This is a genomic window from Lutimaribacter marinistellae (assembly GCF_042648365.1).
GTDB classification, from domain to species: domain Bacteria; phylum Pseudomonadota; class Alphaproteobacteria; order Rhodobacterales; family Rhodobacteraceae; genus Lutimaribacter_A; species Lutimaribacter_A marinistellae.
On record NZ_JBHRXI010000029.1, the window covers coordinates 46,515 to 67,502 of the forward strand.

At 59.8% G+C, this 20,988-nt stretch carries 19 protein-coding genes, 1 tRNA gene, 1 other RNA gene and 1 pseudogene; 12 read left to right on the forward strand and 10 right to left on the reverse strand.

Annotated elements, in window-relative coordinates:
- Window positions 1–51 precede the first annotated feature (51 nt).
- On the forward strand, window positions 52–525 hold the full coding sequence (gene nrdR / locus ACFORG_RS20070) for a transcriptional regulator NrdR (protein WP_386737356.1): 474 nt from the start codon (window positions 52–54) through the stop codon (window positions 523–525).
- 10 nt (window positions 526–535) lie between these two features.
- The gene (gene ribD / locus ACFORG_RS20075; protein WP_386737357.1) at window positions 536–1,636 is read left to right on the forward strand and encodes a bifunctional diaminohydroxyphosphoribosylaminopyrimidine deaminase/5-amino-6-(5-phosphoribosylamino)uracil reductase RibD; all 1,101 of its coding nucleotides are present in this window, start codon (window positions 536–538) and stop codon (window positions 1,634–1,636) included.
- Here the strand turns inward: ribD and ACFORG_RS20080 are convergent, their stop codons facing one another.
- The 3 genes from ACFORG_RS20080 to ACFORG_RS20090 form a co-directional block, all read right to left on the reverse strand.
- On the reverse strand, window positions 1,637–3,637 hold the full coding sequence (locus ACFORG_RS20080) for a capsular polysaccharide biosynthesis protein (RefSeq protein ID WP_386737358.1): 2,001 nt from the start codon (window positions 3,635–3,637) through the stop codon (window positions 1,637–1,639).
- Between the two features lie 3 nt (window positions 3,638–3,640).
- Complete coding sequence (locus ACFORG_RS20085) at window positions 3,641–4,774, reverse strand: polysaccharide biosynthesis/export family protein (protein WP_386737359.1); 1,134 nt, start codon at window positions 4,772–4,774, stop codon at window positions 3,641–3,643.
- Window positions 4,775–4,871: 97 nt separating this feature from the next.
- On the reverse strand, window positions 4,872–6,164 hold the full coding sequence (locus ACFORG_RS20090) for a capsule biosynthesis protein (RefSeq protein ID WP_386737360.1): 1,293 nt from the start codon (window positions 6,162–6,164) through the stop codon (window positions 4,872–4,874).
- Between the two features lie 164 nt (window positions 6,165–6,328).
- Here ACFORG_RS20090 and ACFORG_RS20095 point away from each other — a divergent pair, with 164 nt between their 5' ends.
- Entirely contained in the window at window positions 6,329–6,916 is a 588-nt protein-coding gene (locus tag ACFORG_RS20095) for a riboflavin synthase (RefSeq protein WP_386737361.1), read from the forward strand.
- A 96-nt stretch (window positions 6,917–7,012) separates the two neighbouring features.
- Here the strand turns inward: ACFORG_RS20095 and ACFORG_RS20100 are convergent, their stop codons facing one another.
- From ACFORG_RS20100 to ACFORG_RS20120, 5 genes are all read right to left on the reverse strand, one after another.
- On the reverse strand, window positions 7,013–7,903 hold the full coding sequence (locus tag ACFORG_RS20100) for a substrate-binding domain-containing protein (RefSeq protein WP_386737362.1): 891 nt from the start codon (window positions 7,901–7,903) through the stop codon (window positions 7,013–7,015).
- Window positions 7,904–7,930: 27 nt separating this feature from the next.
- Window positions 7,931–8,749 (reverse strand): substrate-binding domain-containing protein, encoded by an 819-nt coding sequence (locus ACFORG_RS20105; protein WP_386737363.1) that lies wholly within the window; start codon window positions 8,747–8,749, stop codon window positions 7,931–7,933.
- A 26-nt stretch (window positions 8,750–8,775) separates the two neighbouring features.
- The gene (locus ACFORG_RS20110; RefSeq protein WP_386737364.1) at window positions 8,776–9,531 is read right to left on the reverse strand and encodes an ATP-binding cassette domain-containing protein; all 756 of its coding nucleotides are present in this window, start codon (window positions 9,529–9,531) and stop codon (window positions 8,776–8,778) included.
- Window positions 9,524–10,231: an ABC transporter permease gene (locus tag ACFORG_RS20115; protein WP_386737365.1), complete on the reverse strand. Its 708-nt coding sequence runs from the start codon at window positions 10,229–10,231 to the stop codon at window positions 9,524–9,526. Before ACFORG_RS20115 ends, ACFORG_RS20110 begins: the two co-directional genes overlap by 8 nt.
- A gap of 134 nt (window positions 10,232–10,365) precedes the next feature.
- Window positions 10,366–11,355 (reverse strand): sensor histidine kinase, encoded by a 990-nt coding sequence (locus tag ACFORG_RS20120; RefSeq protein ID WP_386737366.1) that lies wholly within the window; start codon window positions 11,353–11,355, stop codon window positions 10,366–10,368.
- Between the two features lie 177 nt (window positions 11,356–11,532).
- Between ACFORG_RS20120 and ribB the strand changes: the two genes are divergently transcribed.
- The 4 genes from ribB to ACFORG_RS20140 all read left to right on the forward strand — a co-directional run bounded on the left by ribB (window position 11,533) and on the right by ACFORG_RS20140 (window position 14,112).
- Window positions 11,533–12,651, forward strand: coding sequence for a 3,4-dihydroxy-2-butanone-4-phosphate synthase (gene ribB, locus ACFORG_RS20125; RefSeq protein ID WP_386737368.1), 1,119 nt, complete (start codon window positions 11,533–11,535; stop codon window positions 12,649–12,651).
- A 5-nt stretch (window positions 12,652–12,656) separates the two neighbouring features.
- Window positions 12,657–13,208 (forward strand): 6,7-dimethyl-8-ribityllumazine synthase, encoded by a 552-nt coding sequence (locus tag ACFORG_RS20130; protein ID WP_386737369.1) that lies wholly within the window; start codon window positions 12,657–12,659, stop codon window positions 13,206–13,208.
- Window positions 13,205–13,681, forward strand: coding sequence for a transcription antitermination factor NusB (nusB, locus tag ACFORG_RS20135; protein ID WP_386737371.1), 477 nt, complete (start codon window positions 13,205–13,207; stop codon window positions 13,679–13,681). Before ACFORG_RS20130 ends, nusB begins: the two co-directional genes overlap by 4 nt.
- Before the next feature lie 128 nt (window positions 13,682–13,809).
- Entirely contained in the window at window positions 13,810–14,112 is a 303-nt protein-coding gene (locus ACFORG_RS20140; protein ID WP_386737372.1) for a hypothetical protein, read from the forward strand.
- A 17-nt stretch (window positions 14,113–14,129) separates the two neighbouring features.
- Here the strand turns inward: ACFORG_RS20140 and ssrS are convergent.
- Window positions 14,130–14,283: non-coding RNA, 6S RNA (gene ssrS, locus ACFORG_RS23840), on the reverse strand.
- A gap of 98 nt (window positions 14,284–14,381) precedes the next feature.
- On the opposite strand from ssrS, the gene ACFORG_RS20145 reads away from it, so the two are divergent.
- Window positions 14,382–14,810, forward strand: coding sequence for an MmcB family DNA repair protein (locus ACFORG_RS20145; RefSeq protein ID WP_386737373.1), 429 nt, complete (start codon window positions 14,382–14,384; stop codon window positions 14,808–14,810).
- Window positions 14,811–14,874: 64 nt separating this feature from the next.
- Here the strand turns inward: ACFORG_RS20145 and ACFORG_RS20150 are convergent, their stop codons facing one another.
- Complete coding sequence (locus ACFORG_RS20150; protein WP_386737374.1) at window positions 14,875–15,060, reverse strand: DUF6324 family protein; 186 nt, start codon at window positions 15,058–15,060, stop codon at window positions 14,875–14,877.
- 79 nt (window positions 15,061–15,139) lie between these two features.
- On the opposite strand from ACFORG_RS20150, the gene ACFORG_RS20155 reads away from it, so the two are divergent.
- From ACFORG_RS20155 to ACFORG_RS20170, 4 genes and pseudogenes are all read left to right on the forward strand, one after another.
- Window positions 15,140–15,634, forward strand: a complete 495-nt coding sequence (locus ACFORG_RS20155) for a GNAT family N-acetyltransferase (protein ID WP_386737375.1) — start codon at window positions 15,140–15,142, stop codon at window positions 15,632–15,634.
- 46 nt (window positions 15,635–15,680) lie between these two features.
- Window positions 15,681–15,757, forward strand: a tRNA-His gene (locus tag ACFORG_RS20160).
- 246 nt (window positions 15,758–16,003) lie between these two features.
- Complete coding sequence (locus tag ACFORG_RS20165) at window positions 16,004–19,609, forward strand: calcium-binding protein (RefSeq protein ID WP_386737376.1); 3,606 nt, start codon at window positions 16,004–16,006, stop codon at window positions 19,607–19,609.
- Window positions 19,610–19,703: 94 nt separating this feature from the next.
- Window positions 19,704–20,988, forward strand: a pseudogene (locus tag ACFORG_RS20170) (hypothetical protein); the annotation flags it as partial.

Consider the following 20,988-nt stretch of genomic DNA (forward strand, 5'->3'; position numbering starts at 1 on the left):
GTGGGACGAAGCGCTCACAACAGAGGCGGATCAGGGACGAGGAGACGGCGGATGCGCTGCCCGTTTTGCGGAAATATCGACACTCAGGTAAAGGATTCTCGGCCCGCCGAGGATCATGTTTCAATCCGCAGAAGACGGTTCTGCCCGGCCTGTGGGGGTAGGTTTACCACTTACGAGCGGGTTCAGTTGCGCGATCTGGTGGTGATCAAGTCTTCGGGCAAACGCGAAGATTTCGATCGTGACAAACTGGAGCGTTCCATCCGTATCTCGATGCAGAAACGCCCAATCGAACCTGAACGTATCGATCAGATGATCTCGGGCATCGTGCGGCGGCTGGAAAGCATGGGCGAGACGGACATTCCGTCGAAAAAAATCGGTGAGATCGTGATGGAAGCGCTGGCGCGGATCGACACGGTTGCTTATGTCCGTTTTGCAAGCGTCTACAAGAATTTCCAGGCGGCCGACGATTTCGAGGATTTCGTCCACGAGTTGCGCCCGCCCAAGCCTCCGACAGACGAAAGCTGAACGAGCCAGCGTGACCGATACTGACACACGATACATGGCGCTTGCCCTGTCATTGGGAAGGCGCGGCCAAGGAACTTGCTGGCCTAACCCGGCTGTCGGTTGCGTAATCGTGCGTGACGCTCGGATTGTCGGGCGGGGGTGGACCAAGCCGGGTGGCAGACCCCACGCCGAGACCGAGGCATTGGCGCAGGCCGGATCGCAAGCAAGAGGGGCGACCGCATATGTCAGCCTCGAGCCCTGCGCACATCATGGTCAGACGCCGCCCTGTGCCGAGGCGCTGATCAAGTCTCGCGTTGGTCGCGTCGTCTGTGCGGTCGAGGATAGCGACCCGAGAGTTTCGGGTCAGGGCTTTGCCATGCTGCGCGCCGCCGGGATCGAGGTGACGACAGGGGTTCTAAGGGCCGAGGCCGAGCGCGAACATGCGGGGTTCTTCCTAAAGACCGAGCAGGGCCGGCCATCGGTGACGCTGAAAATCGCAGGGAGTTTCGATGGCCGTATCGCAACGGCGACGGGGCAGAGCAAATGGATCACGGGTCCCGAGGCGCGACGGATTGTTCACGGGGAACGAGCACGCCATGATGCAGTGATGGTCGGGGCCGGGACGGCCCGTTCCGACGATCCCGCCCTGACGGTCCGGGATTTGGGTTACAAGCATCAGCCGGTAAGGGTAGTTGCCTCCCGTCATCTGGACTTGCCGCTGATGGGACAACTTGCGAGAACCGCACGGAAAGTGCCTGTATGGCTATGTCACGGCGCCGGAGCGGATGCCGAACGGCTGCGAGCCTGGGAGGGATTGGGGGCGCGACTGTTGCCTTGCGCCGTCCACGGCGTGCAATTGGATGCAGCCGATCTGCTGCGGCAACTTGGAAGTGCCGGGTTGACCAGCGTGTTTTGCGAGGGCGGCTCGGCTCTTGCTGCGTCGTTGCTCGCAGAAGATCTGGTGGATGAGTTGGTGGGGTTCTCGGCGGGGTTCGCAATTGGTGCCGAAGGCCTGCCCGCGATTGGTGCATTGGGGCTGGACAGTCTGGATGCAGCGGCACGCTTTGACCTTGTTGAAACCCGGCCCGCAGGTCGCGACGTGATGCATCGCTGGCGTCGTTCGCTGCGCTGATCAGCGCCATATATGCGCGTAGGTTGCCAGCAACCCCTGGAGTTTTGAGACTGTACGGTTGGCAAGGCCGGGATGCGGAATCTCTCCGCGACTCAGCCGGTCGATGGCCACTTCGGCAGGGCAGGGCAGACCGGTTACCGGATCACGATACCGCGGGTAATCGATCAAGGTTGCGTGGGCCAGCCCCGCCAGCGAGGGACGTGCTCCGCGACGCGCCGGGACCGGTCCGCGATCGTCTGTCAAACCCCATCCTGCATAAAAGGGCGCTCCCAGGGTTGTGACCTTTACGCCCCGCAATAGTGCCTCGAACCCCATGAGTGACGTCATCGTCCACAGTTCATCCACCTGCGCCAACAAACCTACCGGGTCTGAGTGTTTGGCAACGACATCGGCCAAACCTTCGGCCTCGATCTTGCCATCCCTGAGCCCGGCTTCGACATCCGGATGAGGTTTGTAGACGATCACGGCCTCGGGATGCGCGGTCCGAACTGCACGTAGAAGGGCGAGGTTATCGCAAACGTCTCCTGCGCCTTTCAGGATCGACGCATCGTCCTCGACCTGTCCGGGAACAAGGACGCGGTAGCCCGCGGGCAAATTGGGCTGCTCGCCGCCAAGATTGTACTTGCTCATCCCGAGATCGACGATCTTCGCGATCAGCCGTTCGGCGCGCCGTTCCTGATCAGGGCGCAGTGTCTCGCGCGTGGCGATCAGCTGTTCCAACCGGCTTGGCCGCGTTGGGTCGTAGTAGATGCCCAACTCGTCCGTGACCAGAGATAGCGGCGGGACCAGCTCTGCTCCCAATCCTCTGGACCGCAGAAAACCGTCTTCGACGCGCGTGACCGATGTGTCGGGTGGGGCCCGGTTTGCCCAACACATATGCGGGCGAGCATCGTCTTGGGGTTTATCTGGAACAAAACTCAGTTTTCCATGCCCGCCAAAGAAGTTTCGTAGGTGGTTCCGTTTCCATAGGCGCATGCCTGATGCTGTCCAGCCTGCATGATCCTGCCGCCACGCTCGAACCTGCGACTCCAGAGTGTCCAGAACCTGTTCCAACTCGCACAACCTGTCACGATAGGGATCATACCAGCGCGGGTAGATGATCAGCGCGGCGGCAACCAATTGCGCGCGGGTCAAACGACGTTCGCGCCGGGGGACGGGATTTTGATCCTGCGTCAGCCCCCATCCGGCATAGAAAGGTTGGCCGAACACTCGTGGTTTGTGCCCGGCAAGAATAGCCTCGAACCCCATTTGGGAGGACAGCGTATAGACACCTACCGCGCCCTCGAGCAGGGCGCGCGGGCTGACATTCTCCGTGAGCAATGCGATGCGGTCGTTGGTATGCTCAGGTCCGAAGTAACCAGCACGGTAGCCCTTGAGCGTTTCAGGGTGGCTCTTGATGATCACGCGGGCGCCGGGGTTTTCCTCTTGCGCGAAAACCAGCATTTCGCGGAAAAGGGCGTCGTCCCCGTTGCTCGCAGTTACGGAGGCGTCGCCGCGTGTCTGGTCGATTACCAATACATAACCGGGGTCAGGGGCCAGCGCTGAGGGGTCGAACCCGCTGTACTTGCTGAGTTCAAGCTCTGCAATCCTCGCCATTGCTGCGCGTGCCGCGTCAAGGAGGGCGGTGTCGTCGAGGGGATGGGTGGCGAGCAAGGTTTCGAGATCCGAAGGATGACGCGCGTCGAAATGAACCCCGGCATGATCAATGCTGAGGCCAAGCGGCGGTTCCCCCGCCCGTCCGGGATGAAGGGATCGCAGAAACGCATCTTCGACTGTAATGACCGGCACGTCGTATTTCGCTGCGATGGCACGTCCTCGAGACGCGGTGGGGCTGGCGCCCCATATCGCTACTGCGTCCCCGGGTCCGGGAAGGCCGAGCCGGATGTCGTAGCCGGACAGGCTCAGGATCCGGCGAACGCGCTTTTGGGTCAGGAAACCGCCGTTGTAAACGAACAGCCGAGAGCGATTGCCCTCGGCTGAACCTTGCGGGACTGACCGCACCTATCAGCCTCCGGTGATAGACGCGATGTTGGCAAGCGGCGTCAGGCCGCCCGAAATGAGCGAGATCGTTTTGGTCCACTGCGCATAAGGCGCTTCGGTGACGTAGATGGTGTCTTCGTCGCGGACAACGAAATCACGCGCCATGAACAGCCCGTTTGGTTCGGTCAGGTTGAGCACGTAGACCATGCGCTGCGCTCCTTGAAGGTCGGTACGGCCAAGCACCTGGCCTGCGATCTCCGCAGGTTCGTTGCGGAACACGAAAACCCCAGTGGGATCCGACGAAAGCGAGAGCAAACCACCGACCTGTGCAATGGCCTCAAGCGCTGACAGGTCCTGCGTTTCGAACGGTACGCGGGACTGGCTGGACATCGCGCCGAGCGCGGTAAAGGACCTCGTGTCCTGTTCGACGAGAATCTTGTCACCGCCACGCAGCGCGATATCGAGTTCGGGGTGGTTGAAAAGATCCTGATACCAGATCTTGCCCTGTTCATGACCGCGGATCACGGTAACCTCGGCGATTTCGGGTTCGATCGTGACACCGCCGGCCTGTGCCAGCATCGTTGCCAAGGTACGGGTCGGGCGTTCAATTGGGTAGACGCCTTGCGCACCGATTGCACCTGTCAGTGAAACGGTAGATCCGTCCCCTGCAAGGCGTCGCACCTGGACCTGCGGGTCCGGGGTCTGATCCTCGAGCTTGGAGGTAATCATTTCGCGCAATTGGTCGGGAGTGTTGCCAGAGGCGCGAACGCGACCGGCGTAAGGAACGAAGATAAAGCCAGCGCTGTCGACTTGCACTTCTTCGAGGACGGTTGCATTGGTGGCTTCTCCCGCCAGAAGCCCGTCATCGACGTTTTCCCAGATCGTCAAGCCAAGCACATCACCTGGTCGGATCGTGTCCGACGTCAGGGTTCCGGCATTCTTGAACGTATCAGAGAAGCCAAAGGCGGGTACGACGGCGGTGGCGCGTGTAACGCGGTCGTTCACTGACACGATGAATGCATCGCCTTCGCGTTGGACGGAGCCGGCAAAGATTTCGCGCTTGTTTGGGCCCACTTTGGGCAGTGAGCACGCGCCCACGATGCCCAACGCAGCAAGCAGGGCAATGGGCTTTGCCCATTGAACGGTAAGGGATTTCACTGCTCGGTCTCCTCGACCTTGTTATGTTTCTGCCTCGGTTTTTTGGGTCAAGCTATCGGAATCCGGATGAAAAATCCAGTCCCGCGGGCAGAAGCCGTCAGTTCACCAGCCGCAACTGTTGCCTTGGGGCCGCTGTGCCGGATTTCAGCGCGTCATAAGGATCTTCCGGCGACAGCATCATGTCGACCACCTGACGCAGCAATTGGCGGCGGCCCTTTCGGGAATAGAACCCGCCCGGCACCTGGCTCGTTTCCAGCAAGAACCGGCGATAATCCTTGTACGCGCGGGCATCAGGCCGCTGGGCTGCCGCAAAGAAATCTCGGATAGGCTGGGACGAGACGAATTCCGGTTTGGCATAGACGGCGCGACCGAAGACGCGGATCGGGATGCCGCGCCACAGCACTTGCTGGCCTGCGGTCGAATTGACCGTCACGGCCGTGCGCGTATCGTTGAGAAGTTGGGCAAGTTTACCGCCGCGCACGTAATGGACGCGTCCCTTGAGGCCGTGCAGCTTCGCCAACCGTCTGACTTCGCGCCGGATCGGGACGCGCCCATCTTCCAGCGGATGAGCCTTGACCACCAGGTGATGGTGTTTTGGGGCACTGCCAGCAAAGCCCTCGAAAACCTCTTCGAGAAATTCGGTCATCGAAGAAAACGGCGAATGGGCCTGGAAAGAACTGTCATGCTCCAGTTGCAGCAAGGCGAGATGGTAGGGGAAACCGCCGTTCCGGATGCGCATCGTTTCGAATTGGCGTTCGGCCCAGTGGGCAGGCATGAGCAGCAGGCGTGTCAGGTAGAGCTGAAATTCCTTGGCAACCGTCAGGCTGCGATGAGGACGAAAATTGCGATACCTGCCATTTCGAAACATCACGAACCAATGATAAAGCGCGCCATAGAACACATGCTGGCGCATGTCGCCCCAGTGAGACGGCGGCAAGGGGGCTTCCATGTCGGACAACTCCAGCGCCGTCTGCATGTCGGCTACGTTCATGTCCATCAGGCGCGAATTGCCATTCGAGCCATCGCGTTCATAGGTGACCCACCAAGGGCGCAGGTACCCCTCCTCGAACACATGGATTTTCAGGCCACGGGATCGGGCGATCTTGACTGCCTTGGCATGAACGGGACGCGTATCGCCATAAAGAACCAGATCCGTCACGCCCTTGGCGTTCAGCAGATTCTCCAACGTTGCGGGCCAGTCGTCGGAGGTGCCAAGGTACGGAATATAACTTTCCCGATCAAACCAGAATGCGCGGTCTCCAGCATTGAAGCCGACGCGCCATACTTCGGTTCCCGCCCTGCGAAGCATCTTGGCGAGCCCGTTAAAAAACGGTCCATGGGGGCCTTGCAGGAATAAGAAGACCCGTTTTCGGGTCGCCGAGCCGGGCATGATCCTTCCTTGTCGTCTCATTGCTGTGATCCGGCCAGTGGTAACGCGTCAATCCGGCAAAACTATGGCTCCATACGGGCGGCGCTGCAAGCCGGGCTTGCCGAGGGCCGGGTGGCTGTTTACCTCGTGGGGCAGAGCTCTGAACCGGTAAGGGAGTCCGCATCATGTTCACTGGCATCGTCACCGATATCGGCACCGTCGTCGAAACCGAGCAGGCAGGCGATCTGCGCGCCCGGATCCGGACGAGCTATGACACCGCGACGATTGACATAGGTGCGTCGATCGCGAGCGACGGTGTGTGTCTGACCGTGGTGGATCTGGGACCCGATTGGTACGACGTAGAGATAAGCGCTGAAACGGTCTCCAAGACGAATCTTGACACTTGGACGCCTGGAAAGCGCGTGAACCTCGAGCGCGCGCTCAAGGTCGGGGATGAGCTGGGCGGCCATATCGTTTCGGGGCATGTCGACGGCGTGGCCGAAATCGTTGGTATGAAGGATGAAGGCGACAGCACACGGGTGACCTTGCGCGCCCCGGATGCGCTCGCACGATTTATCGCTCCTAAAGGGTCGGTTGCATTGAACGGGACGTCGCTGACCGTGAACGAGGTGAATGGAACGGAGTTCGGTATCAATTTCATTCCGCACACCAAGGAAGTCACCACTTGGGGTGATGCCAAAACAGGTGATCGGATCAATCTGGAGATCGATACACTTGCCCGCTACGTCGCACGATTGGCCGAGATCGGCTGAGGTTTCCTTTCCGGCCAGGCCTGCGTCGGTTGCTGGCACACCCCGGTACGAGTTCGAAGACGCGTTCGCGAGACCAAAGGCATAGGTGGTTCTAGGCTATCCGTTCCAGAGGACAGTGCCTAGTTCGCCAACGTCATAGCCGCCGGTTTCAGTTGCGCGTCGCGCGAAGGCGTCACCTTTGAGAAACTGAAGCAGCGTCTGGAACGGCGGTTCGAACCAGGCTTTCCTGTCGACAAGCAAGCCGAACTGTTCGTCGATAATCGGCAGAAATGAAAGGCCATAACTTTGCGCCACCGCTTCCAGGCCGAATGCCACATCCGCGGTGCCCCTTCGCACGGCCTCGACCGCCGTATCCTCGGTCCGTGCTGTTTCGGCAAACTCCAACTGCCCGATGTCGACCCCCGCACGCTCGGCAAGGTGACGGAAAAGCCTGTCTGTCCCTGATTCAGGCTGTCGTGGGACGATTCGGCAGCCTGCAACATCCGCCAATTCGCGGAACGGTCCTGCGTCGGGGCGGAAGACAAGGCCCCGTCGGCGTACAGCGAAGGAGATCAGCACCGAGTTACGCTGCGCTGCGGCCTGCGCAACCAGTGACGTGTTCCAACTGTCGTTTTCCGGGTCATGAACATGCAGCCCGGCCGACATTCCCTCTCCGCGCAAGAACCTGTCCAACCCGTCGAGCGAGCCATCGAAAAACGTGGCCAAGCCGCAGCGTGATTGCCGGATTGCCCAATCGAGAAGCGGATCGTGGCTGCCCAGTACGATGGGCGGAAGCTTGACGGGCGCACTGCCGACACCGCCGGTTTTTGCGCCCGCGATCCAGGCGCGTATCTCTTCCGCCGGAAAGAGCAGTTTGCCTGTCGCACGAGAGCAGGGGACGGCGCCCGAAGCGGCCAGGTCATAAACCTTTCGTTCTTTCAGGCGCAGCAGTTCAGCCAATTCCTTGACGGTCAGGTATTCGTGATCGGGAAAGCCGGTGTCGGTCATGATGGTCAGAGCCTTCCTTGAACTGGTTCACTCTTGGGGCGCATTTGGAAAAAACAATTGTTGTCCGCCGACTTCATGGCTGGCAATGGCGCCTTGACCTTCATCCGACATCAACCAGTCGGCAAAGGTCAGCGCGGCCTCTGCATTCACGTTCGGGCATTTCTTGGGATTCACGGGGATCACGCCATACTGATTGAACAGGTCGCTGTCGCCCTCGACCCGGATCGCGTAGTCCTGCTTGTTGGCAAAGCTGATCCAGGTTGCCCGGTCCGTCATTGCGTACGCGCCCATGCCGATCGCGGCGTTAAGCGTCGCACCCATGCCAGAGCCTGTTTCGCGGTACCAGGTGCCACTGGCTTTTGTGGGATCTATGCCCGCTCGGGTCCACAGCGCAACTTCCTTCTTGTGGGTGCCGCTGTCGTCCCCACGCGATGCGAAGAGCGCTTCGCTTTCCGATATTCGCGCAAGGGCAGCCGCGGCCTCATCCATCCCGTCAATGCTGGCGGGGTCGGCCTCGGGTCCGACAAGAATAAAATCGTTATACATCAGATCGGTACGCGCCGTTCCGAACCCTTCCGCCACAAAAGCTTCCTCGGCGCTTTTTGCATGTACAAGCAGCAGGTCCCCATCGCAGTTGCGCGCGTTTCGGATGGCTTGGCCGGTGCCGACTGCGACGACGTTGACGCGAATACCGGTCTTTTGCTCGAACAATGGCAGGATATGGTCGTAGAGACCTGAATTTGCAGTCGAGGTCGTGGACTGTACGATGATCGATTTGTCCTGCGCGGTTGCAGTACCGGCCAGCAGAAGGCTGAAAGCAACCGTGCCGAGGATCTTTACGAGCATGTTTGGTTTCCTTGTTTGATTTGGACTCAGACGACGATCCGGCCTTCTACGTAGTGTCGCGCTTCAGCGCTGCGGGGGTGAGGAAAGAACTCGACGGCCGGGCTGTGTTCGACAACTCGTCCATGGTGGAGGAATACGACGTCATCGGCCAATCGCCGTGCCTGTCCCACATCGTGTGTCACAAAGACGAGCCGCATCCCCGACCTGCATGTTTCGCACAGGATCTCCTCGAAAGCCTGAACCGAAGCAGGATCGAGGCTTGCCGTCGGTTCATCGAGCAGGAGGACCTCGGGTTCGGTCGCGAGTGCTCGGGCCAGGGCAAGGCGCTGCGCTTCGCCGCCCGACAACAGGCGTGCCGGTTGGCGCGCTTTGTGGGCAAGGCCGACCTGCGCAAGCAGTTTGTCGCGGCGGTTCGGATCCTTGCCGCGAGCCTTCAGAACGAAGTCGATATTGGCTGCGACCGACCGACGCAAAAGCACCGGTTTCTGAAAAACGAGGGCCTGCCGTCCGGTTGCCGCCTCGGCGGGAATGTCGCCCCAGGTAATCCGGCCAGAAGAGGGGGCAAGCAGGCCGTGAAGGAGTTTGAGTAAGAGGCTCTTTCCGGCGCCATTCGGGCCCATGATCATGGTGCAGCCTGTTGCGCCAAGGTCGAGCGACATGGCGTCCAGCACGGTTGCACCTCCCAGGCGGAGCGTAAGATCGCGCACCTCGAGTGGAAAGAGGGGCGACCGACGGGCCTGCCGGGCGATCGGCGCGAAAGGCAGGGCCGTCATGTCAGACATGGGCCTGCCTCGCTGCGGTCAGGCGAACCGACTGAACCGCTGCATTCACACCCAGGGCGATGACCAAGAGAACGATTCCGAGCGCCAGAGCCATCGCCAAGTCCCCCTTGGACGTTTCTAGGGCGATAGCGGTGGTCATCACGCGGGTCAGGTGATCAATGTTGCCCCCGACGATAATCACTGCGCCGACCTCGGCAATTGCACGGCCGAAACCCGCGAGCGCAACAGTGATCAAAGAAAATCTTGCGTCCCAAAGCAGCGCTTGAACGATTTGCGCTCGGCTGAGGCAGAGCGAGCGGAATTGCTCGGCATATTCACCGTGCAGATCCTCGAGTACCTGGCGGGAAAGCGCTGCTACGATCGGGGCGATCAGTATCGTCTGGGCGATGATCATTGCGCTGGGGGTATAAAGCAGCCCGAGGAAGCCAAGCGGACCGGATCGCGAGAGGTGCAAATACACGAGAAGGCCCACAACTACGGGCGGCAACCCCATCAGTGCATTCATGACCACCAGCAAGGCGTGTCGACCGCGAAACCGCGCGATTGCTATCAAGGCTCCGAGCGGCAAGCCAATCGCGCAGGCCAGAATAGTAGCGATGAGGCTCACCCGCAAAGAGAGAAACACGATCTCGACAAGATCAGCGTCGCCAGAGATCACCAAGGACAACGCGAGGCCAAAGGCTTCTCCCATGCTTTGCAAACTCTCCCGATATGCGCAAAATTTTCGGACAGTCGGAGGTTACGCATGTGTACTCGGCTTGATCAAGCCATAAAACCCTTCACATCGTGTGATTTGATCAGTGCAAAATTTCCGCACTGCTCTCGTATGTCGGTTCAGTTCGCCGGAAGTGGGAAAGTTATCGATACGCTGGTACCTGTTGTATCCGAATTTGCGCGCATTTCACCGCCGAGGTCCGCAACGAAAGCCTCAATCAGTTGCATACCAAGCCCTGTGCCCTTGGACGCGCCTTTGACTTTCTGACCACGCCCGTCGTCCTCTATTTCGAGGCGTGCGCAGCCTTCACGACGCCAAAGTGCCACGCGGACATGCCCGGAATCTCCGGCCTTAAAGCCGTGTTTGAGGGAATTTGTGACCAACTCGTTCACGATCAAGCCTATCGGAACTGCCAGGCGGCTCGGCAGGGTCAATTCCTCTATCTCCGACAGGATGCTGATCTTGCCGCCCTGAACGAGCGAACCTCGCAACCCGTCGACGATACCCTCTATGTATGGCGCTGCGGAGATCTCGGAGATTGCCCCAGCATCGCTGATGACGTCATAGAGTTGCGCCAAGGCCGCGATACGAAGCTGCACCCGTGACAAGGCTTCGCGCGCTTCACCCGATTGGCCGCGCGCCTCCATCGACACGATCGAAGAAATCATCGCAAGGCTGTTCTTAACCCGGTGGCTGAGCTCGGCAAACAATCTTTGCGATGCTTCCAGAGCCTCTGCGCGCGCCTGTTCCGCCAGTTTCCTGGCCGTCACGTCCCGAAAAAGTATCCATAGCTGGCCGTGAACAGGGCCGGGCGCTGCGTGGACCTCGAACCAGCGACCCATCGGCACAGCGCTATTCTCGAAATGCAGCGTTTCGCGCCCTATGCCGACGCGGGCATAGGAGTCTATCCAGTGTTGTTCGAGGTCGGGTACCAGTTGGCGCGCGGTATGTCCTTTGGCGTTTGCAAGTCCGGTCATCTCTTCGAATTGAGCGTTGATATCGACAAAGAGGTAATCGACCGGACGGCCATCGCCATCGGTCACGATTTCGCAAAGGCAGAGGCCATCGCCGGTCAGCGAGGTCACCGCCGGAAAAAGATCACGGGACATTGACATTGCAGCTTGGTCGATTGGTCGAACTGTTTTTCCCGTATGTCATTTTACATACGCTTCGGCCTGCCGCAAAGCACAAGTGCGGCGCGTCGAAGCGCATCTGCGGCACTGGCATTTGCCGCGTCCGTGGTCTATTTGCGCAGATGACATGAAAGAGCATAAAGGCGCGATCAGATGAGCTTTGAGACACCGGGCCCGGTCGAGGCGGGATTACGCGACGCGATCAGCCCCATCGAGGAGATCATCGACGAGGCGCGCAAGGGCCGTATGTTCATCCTGGTCGATCACGAGGATCGCGAGAACGAGGGCGACCTTGTGATACCTGCGGAGTTTGCCGATGCCGAAGTGGTCAACTTCATGGCGACCCATGGCCGCGGTTTGATCTGCCTGCCGATGGAGGCGGAAAGGATCGAGCGGTTGGGGCTGCCGATGATGGCGGTGAACAATTCCTCGCGGCACGAAACGGCATTCACAGTGTCGATCGAAGCCCGCGAAGGCGTGTCGACGGGAATTTCGGCTGCAGATCGCGCGCTTACCATCAAGACGGCGATCAACGAACAGAACACCATGGCCAGCCTTGCCACGCCGGGCCACGTGTTTCCTTTGCGCGCGAAACGAGGTGGCGTGCTGGTGCGTGCAGGCCATACCGAGGCCGCGGTCGATATCTCGCGCCTGGCAGGTCTGCACCCTTCCGGTGTGATTTGCGAGATCATGAAAGAGGACGGGACGATGGCCCGCCTTCCCGATCTCGTTGAATTCGCGAAGAAACACGGCATGAAGATCGGGACGATCAGCGACCTGATCAGCTATCGCGCCCGCAACGACAACCTCGTCGATGAAACCGGTAGGCACATGGTCAAGTCGGAGTTCGGAGGCGAATGGGAGATGCGGCTCTTTACCGACCGGACACATGGAATCGAGCACGTGGCGATGATCAAGGGTGATATTTCGACTCCTGAACCGGTCCTGACGCGGACGCATGCCCTGCACGAAGCGACCGACATTCTTGGGCTGGGGCCGAAATCGGCGCGTCAATTGCCACGCGCGATGGAGCGCATTGCCGAGGAAGGGCGTGGCGTTGTCTGCCTGTTCCGCCAGCCGAGAAACGCGCTGTATGCCAGCGAAGGTGACGAGGTGCGGACCATCAAGCAGACAGGGACCGGGGCTCAGATCCTCTCGAAGCTCGGGATAAAGGAACTCGTCCTCCTGACGGATTCGCCCGCGACGAAATATGTAGGGCTCGACGCTTACGGGCTGACTATTGTCGGGTCTCGTCCGATCTTGAAGGATTGATTGAAATGGCCGGAACAGAAACGCATTACACATTGCCACGCCCCGAATTCGACAAGCCGGTGAAGCTGTTGATCGTGGTTGCCCCCTACTACAGGGACATTGCCGACAACCTGATCGCAGGCGCAAAGGCCGAGATCGAGGCGGTAGGCGGAACCTGGGATTTGGTCGAAGTGCCGGGTGCGCTAGAAGTGCCTACGGCGATCGGGCTTGCGGACAGAAAAAGCAATTTCGATGGTTACGTCGCGCTTGGTTGCGTGATCCGGGGCGAGACGACGCATTACGACACCGTGTGCAATGATTCGAGCCGGGCGATCCAATTGCTTGGTCTGCAAGGCTCGTGCATCGGCAACGGTATCCTGACGGTCGAAAACCGCCCACAGGCCGAGGTGCGTGCCGATCCGGCAGAGATGAACAAAGGCGGGGGCGCGGCCGCTGCCGCCTTGCATCTGATCGCGCTGAGCCGTAAGTGGGGCGCTTCGACCAAGGGGGTAGGGTTTCGCCCGCCTTCCGACTCGATCCAGATCGCAGAGACCGACAACGGATCCACCACAGCATGAAGACCCCAAAGTCATCCAGCGCCGAGACCCGGCAGATGCGCGCCGCGGCGCGTCTATACGCCGTGCAGGCGTTGTTCCAGATGGAGCGCTCTGGCCAGATCACCGATCAGGTGGTCCAAGAATTCCTCGATCACCGTTTCGGGGAAACCTACGAAGGTGAAGAGATGGCGGATGGCGATATCACGCTGTTCAGGAAACTGGTCGAAGATGCCGTCAGCTATCAGGCCAGGATCGACCAGATGACCGATCGGGCCTTGGTCGAGAAGTGGCCAATTGCGCGGATCGATCCGACGCTGCGGGCACTGTTTCGTGCGGCAGGTGCCGAGCTTGTCGCGGATGGTACGCCTCCAAAGGTGGTGATCACCGAATTCGTTGACATCGCGCGCGCGTTTTTCCCTTCGGGGAAAGAGCCGAAATTCGTAAACGCTGTACTTGACCACATGGCACGTGAGGCAAAGCCCGAGGCCTTTTGATCGGTTTGCGTTGAATTCGGCCCACCACCTCGGCGGTGGTGTGCCGGTGCATTTGGTCGCGCTCCCTTTCGGTTTACTCGCGCATGACATGCGCTATCTTGAATGAAAGGAAGGCAAGGAGTCCGATCATGCCGAAACTCATTCGTTTGTACATCACCCAAGTCATCATCGGTTTTGCAATCGCCGGGGCCTTTGTCGGCGGTCTGTTGGCGCTCAACGTTGCCCATCTGTGGGATCTTGTCAGAAACTCCGACGCCGGCATCTTTGCCGTTTTCCTGCTATGGTTCATGAACGGCATCGTGTTCGCCGGCGTCCAGTTCGCCTGGAAAATCATGAGCATGGCGGAAAAGCCCGGCGGGCCGCGTCGCGGCTCCCCTGTCGTCGAGCATTTCGAGCCTGCTTATGTACGACAGGAGGCAACGCGCCGCTAACCGAATCGGGGATGTGTGGCGGGACCACCGCAACCGTGCGGCGTTGATTCCCGAGGACCTGTATATACAGGTGGGCGCCAGGTAACCGGACCAGGATCCGGACAGAGCCAGCTCCCTCGGAATTGCTTAAGGCCACCGGAATGCAACCGTTCACAAGAAGGGCAGAACCCGCCACGCACTTAGCTAGGCGTCCGCGCGGCGCGCGGCAAGGGTCAGGAACAAAATTTCCTGATTGCAATTTGTTCACTTATTGTTCACATTCTGTCCCCATGCTGGATATGACACCGGGACAACGATTGGCGCGTGGCGTGGCGCGTCATCTCGCGAGCCTTGGTTTTGCGACGATCGAAGAGTTTGTGCCCGACCGTGGCCTGCGCGTGGACGTCATGGCATTGGGCCCGAAGTCCGAGTTGTGGGTCATCGAATGCAAGTCGAGTAGGGCCGACTATCTGGCTGACACCAAGTGGCGCGGTTATCTGGAATGGTGTGATCGGTTCTTTTGGGCGGTGGATACCGATTTCCCGACGGAACTGCTGCCGCCAGAGACCGGCTTAATCATAGCTGACGCCTATGACGCCGAGATCGTGCGCATGTCTCCCGAGGACAAACTTGCACCAGCACGGCGCAAGAAAGTTATTCATAAGTACGCCATGAACGCTGCTCGCCGCTTGCAAAGCTTACGCCATCCTATGGCCTGATTAGCCTTGAAGGGCAGATGACCTCAGAAGCTTTCGCGCAGCCGACTTGCAACAAGGGACCTGTTTACTTGACGCTTCGCGCGGCTTGCGCTGCTGCGCGGATCTCGTCGGCGATCTCCTCGGCTTCCTCAGGTTCGAAGTCCATTGGTATCTCGATGCCCGTCGCCTCGATGAACAGACGCACCATACCTTGATCGGTCGGCCCGATCTGTAGGTTTGCCTCGATGTCCCGTTCAGTGTTGATACCCATGCCGCTTTCTCCGGATGACAGGCGCCCGTGCTAGCTGTTACCAGCTTGAGAATCAAGCCGGCAAGGGCTTCAGTAGGGCATGTCCGATTTCGATGACACTCCGACACTACGCCGATTCCGGGCCGATGACGCGCCTTGGCTCGTTGAGCGTCACGCAACGCTCTATGCTCGCGATGAGGGTTTCGATGACAGTTTCGGGCCACTTGTGGCGGGGATCTTGTCGGATTTCGTCGCTCATCACGACCCAGAACGCGAGCGCGGCTGGATTGCCGAGCACAAGGGGCACCGTTTAGGCAGCATTTTCTGCGTTGCGGGAGGAGCGGACGCGGCCAAGCTGCGGCTGTTTCTGCTGGTGCCCGAAGCGCGCGGTAAGGGCCTTGGCAAGCAATTGCTCGGGGCCTGCATGGGCTTCGCCCGAAAGGCGGGATACTCCGAAATGGTTCTCTGGACGCATGAAAGCCACCGGGCCGCTTGCGCGCTTTACAAAGCCTCCGGTTGGCAGTTGATCGACAGCAAACCAGTTCACAGTTTCGGTGTCGATCTTGTAGAGCAAAGCTGGAAAATTCGGCTCTAGGGGCCTTGCAAATGGCGGGCCGCTTAGGTAAATCGCCCTCCACGGTGCCGCCTTAGCTCAGTTGGTTAGAGCGCTGGATTGTGGATCCAGAGGTCCCCTGTTCAAGCCAGGGAGGCGGTACCATAAAACCTTTCTCCCGCAATTCCGAACGACTCGCGGCCGAATGGCTGTCGTGGTTCTATCGCTCTTGGTCACCGCCATGGGTTGTAGGGTGTAGCGGTCGTTAGCCCATATGGATCAAATTGGGTAAGTGTGGGACGCGCCTGCGGCCCAAATTGCTCTCCCTGCGCGATTTTTTCTTTACGGCTTTCTCGGCCTCTCTCACATTCGGTTCCAGATTTTTTTGCCAAGTGATTGAGGGGGCATGCAGTGGAACCGATCAGTATTCTGAACGATGGGCGGGTGGTCAGCTTGGGGCGGGACTATGTCGATGGCGACCTTGTCAACGTCGTACGCATCTTCGCAGAGAACGGGTTCGAATTGACGTCAAATTCCGTGGCGTATGCAGCCGGTACCCCGGTCGGAGAGCCGGGTTCGAATGCTGAAATTCTTGGGGCGTTCCTTGCACCCGACGGCAGTGTTCGCATTGTTGCCCGTGACAGTTTCGCCGAAAAGGCCTGGACATTTGACCTTGGAGCGACGGGCGAAATCCTCGGCTCGACCGAGCTGGCGACCCCGCAAGGCGATATCAACTCTCCATTTCTCAGCGTACAACCTGGTTTGATACAGGCGCCAAACGGAACACTGGTGTCCTTGTGGGGGCAGTACCTTTACCTCGCCTCGCCTGACGGCGCTTACCTGACTGAAACACGGCCCGACACACGGCACAGCAGCTCGGCCGACGATGCCATCATCACCTCGGGAGGGCGCATTCTACGTGCGACACTGATCCAGCCGGATACGGAAGTTCAGATAGAGGCACAATTCTACGAGCTTGATGGAACGCCGGTCGCTGATCCGTTCATCGTAGCCGGCGGTTTGAGTTCCGTTTTCGGGCACTTCGACGTCGAACTGGCCGAATTGATCGACGGCCGCGTTGCTGTTGTCTATTCGACCTCCCGTGACGGGGATGCAGATACATCCGAGGCCGCCGTCTACATGACCATACTGAATGCCGACGGGACCGTTTCCGTTGCTGAACAGATGGTAAATACGGATGACACCGACGGTGCGCAGGACTGGGTCGGGGTGCACCCTCTGTCGAATGGCGGCGTTGCGGTCACCTACGGGACCGAGACAGGTTTTACCCGGACTGAAAGCCAGAATGCCCGCTTCTTCGATTCATCTGGCATGGAGTATGACAGCTATCAGCAACTTGGCCAGCGCGGGCGTCCCGCCGAGTCGCTTTACGTCTCGCCCGACGGGGTTCTCTACCGGTTGGACCCGCGGGAAACCGATCGCCTGTACGATGCGCCGAATCCCGATGATCCGGGATTGGTTGGTGACGAGATCATGTTGTCCAAGGGGACTCTGGGCGAACTGGCCGAGGACGCTGAAATCGCGACCCTTGCGGATGGACGCGTGGTTGTGACGTATGACCATACCAACCTCGAAGGCCATATTCGCATTTACGACCCAGCAAATGGCAGCCTCACCGATGTAGATACAGTCAGCGTGGCCCGCGAAAGTTCAGTAGCGGGACTCGCAGATGGCGGTTTCGTCGTGGCGTGGAGAACATCCGACCAGCGCGCAAACGAGGATTTGCGTATCCAGATACATAATGCTGATGGCTCTGTCCGGCTGGCCGAAACCGTGGTGTTCGACGGCGAGACCGAGCATGTCGCCGTGGCCGCGACACGGTCGGGTTTCGTGCTGACTTACACGGATGACGAAGGGGTCGCTGATGACCAGTTGATGGTTCAGTTTTTCGGTGCGGGCGGCGCATCGCAAGGCACCGCCTTTGCGATGGAAGACACGATTTTCGAAACCGTCAATGTCGCCGATGCCGTGCTGATGGGGGATGGCCGGCTGGCGATGGTTTGGCATTCCAAGCATCGGACCAACTTCGAGGCCAACATCAAGCTGATGATCTTTGACACAACCGGCGCGCGGGCATTCGCGGAACCGATTGTCGTCTCTGACGACGAGCGCGCATGGCAGCCACCGCGGATCGTCGGTCTCGATGATGGCGGGTTTGCCGTCGTTCACGTGAACAGCGAAAACAAGTTCATTCTGTCCCAGTACTCGGCCACCGGAGCTCTCGTTCGCACGGGCGTCGAGCTGATAACCGAACAGGCCATCAACCCTGGCGATAACCTCAACCTGTCGTCGTCTCACTCGCAGGTATACGATATCGAGATGACCGGAGATGGGCAGTTGGTGCTTGCCTATGTCGTCACGACCGGGGACCGCACGGATGGCACCGATGTCCGCTACGCCATTTTTGAGCTCGACGGCCAAGTGGTTTTGGATTCGCGGGCCGCGACCGAGAACCTTGCCGACGATCAGGACTCCGTCGAGTTGACGCGTCTTCCCGACGGAACCGTGTTCTTGAGTTTTTCGGACGACACGAACATTCGCTTCTCCTCGCAGCAGTCGATCAACGGTGTGCGGATCCAGGGCGGAGAAAAGCCTGAAACGCCGTTGCCGACGCCGGGTCCGGATTTCATCTTCGGCACGGATGGCGACGATGTGATCGACCTTCTCGATGGCGACGATCGGTACATGGGGGATTCTGGCAACGACTCGATTTCGGGCAATAGCGGCGAGGACCTCCTCGACGGTGGCGATGGCAACGATACGCTGAGCGGCGGAGGAAATGACGATACCATCCGCGGCGGCGCGGGGGATGATACATCGGTCTTTGCAGGCACGAGTACGGCCGCAACCGTTCGCGAGGCAACCGGGGGTCTTCTGGTTCATTCGCGGGACGGAACCGATTTCGTTCGTGACGATGTGGAAAACTTCCAGTTCGACGACACTGTTCTGAGCTATGCCCAGATGGAGGCACTTGTCGGGCGTCCGGCTCCGGACGTGACTGGCAGTGACGATGCCGAAGAACTGTTCGGAACCGCATTGACGGAAAGAATACTTGCCCTTGGCGGGGATGACGTGATTTTCCCGGGCACCGGGTCGGACACGATCGACGGCGGGTCGGGGATCGATCGGGTGGATTTCAGTATGCAACCGCTCGTGTTGGGCTGGACTATCCTTGATTACATGCTCGAAGTGACCCTCGGGACCGGGGTGGCAGACATCTTTGGTGATGATGTGAAGACGCTGGAAGGCGTTGAAAACGTCATTGGTACGGCTTGGTCTGACAGTCTGGCGGGGGATGTGCTGGGCAACGTTCTTGCAGGCCTAGACGGCAACGACCGGCTGGTCGGGCTGGAGGGTGACGACACGCTCGATGGCGGTGTGGGGGCGGATACGCTCAATGGCGGGGATGGCGATGACCGTATCTCCGGCGGCCCCGACGGGCACGAGGCCGACCAGCGCGACGTGATCTACGCGGGCGCGGGTGACGACCGGGCCGAGGGCGGCGGCGGCAACGACCAGATCTTCGGCCAGGAGGGCAACGACACGCTGGCGGGCGGCTTCGGCGCGGACGAGCTGCAGGGCCAGGACGGCGATGACGTCGTGACCGGCGGCGCGCTCTCTGACCTCGTTTTCGGCGGAAATGGTAACGATTTCGTCAATGGCGGCTTCGGGTACGACCGGATCAATGGCGGCGCGGGCGCGGACAGTTTCTTTCACCTGGGCGTGGCCGATCACGGCTCGGACTGGGTGCAGGACTATCTCGCGGGCGATGGCGACGTGCTGGTCTTCGGCCAGGCGGCGACGGCGGCGGATTTCCAGATCAACCTCGCGCACACGGCGACGCCGGACGGCGAGCGCTCGGGCGAGGACGCGGTGCAGGAGGCCTTCGTGATCTACCGCCCGACGGGCCAGATCATGTGGGCGCTGGTGGATGGCGAGGCGCAGCTGAACATCAACATCCAGATCGGCGGCGAGATCTTCGACCTGCTGGCGTGAGCCTTTCTGTCCTCGACCCGACCGTGGCCGAGGAGTGCGGCCTCGTCCTTGTGGCTCGGCGTTTGTTTTCTGAAAGGTTCAAAGGGGGGCCGACATGACACTAAATCTCGAACCAGCCTATCTGCTGGACGCAATGGGCCGCGTTCTCGCAGATGGCGGAAAGCACCGATTGTTCCGGGTCGGCGACAACATCGTCGTCACGGGCGACACTGACGGCAAAGCGTATGTAGCGGCCTATGATGACGACGGCGTCGTATTCGAGGCGCAGCAATTCGTCGATGCTGGTGATGTCGGGTTGGGCGAGGTTCTGATCTATCACGTGCGGGGCAATTTTGACGGCACGATGACCCTGTACTATCAAGTTTATGACACGGCACCGCTACCCGCCAGATACACGAACTGGATGCAGGAGCTGGATGTCGAGACCGGGCTGGCGACGGGACCCGCGGTTTCAGTGACCGATGGATTCTTCTCGATCACTGATCTGGGGATGCTGACGGCAAGCTGGAACTTGCCCGACGGTAACATCGCTGCAACCCGCGAGGGCAATTTCCAGGTTGTAACGCCTGATGGCACCGTGATTGGGCAGAGCCAGGGTGTGACCGAGCCGGGTGTATTCGCTATTCCACGGATGTTCGACCTGGCGGTTGTAGGTGGACGGTTGGCGCTTGCATACGTGTCTTCGAACGCCGGTGCGGCAAAAGAGACCTTCGTGCGGTTCTTCTCGATGGAGGGTTTGGCCATCGGTGAACCGATCACGGTAAGCGAGGGCGAAACGACCGTGTTCGGAGTGATGGCAGGGGTACAGATCGAAACGTTGTCCGATGGACGGTTCGTCGTGGTCTGGACCGATGGGAGCGGTCAGCCAAGTGACACGGATGCAGGCGCCATCTACTTCAAGATTTTCAATGCCGACGGATCGCTTTCGGTCGGGACAACTCTGGTCAATGCGATCACCAGTGGCAGTCAGACCAACCCCAACCTCGTCGCCACCGAAGCCGGTTTCATCGTCGGCTATACCGATTTCGAGATAACTGTTCCGTTCAGGAACACCACGGTTCTGCACGAATATGATCTGGCTGGGCAACTGGTCGATACCATAGGAAGCGATGCCTACCAGCTCGGCGCGGTGATGGAGCGGGCCGATACCAATACTGCCTTCATCATCGGTGGAAGCGAGGTAGTGGAGATGAGCTTGCCGGGTCCGGATACTCCGCTGGACATGAGCGCTGGAACACCGCCGATCTTGGGCAGCGATGCGGGCGAAGCGGTTGAGGGGACCGACGCGTCGGAGCGGATCCTTGCGGGGGGCGGCGATGACGTGATCCGTCCGGGTGGCGGGTCGGATACGATCGATGGCGGGGCGGGGATCGACACGA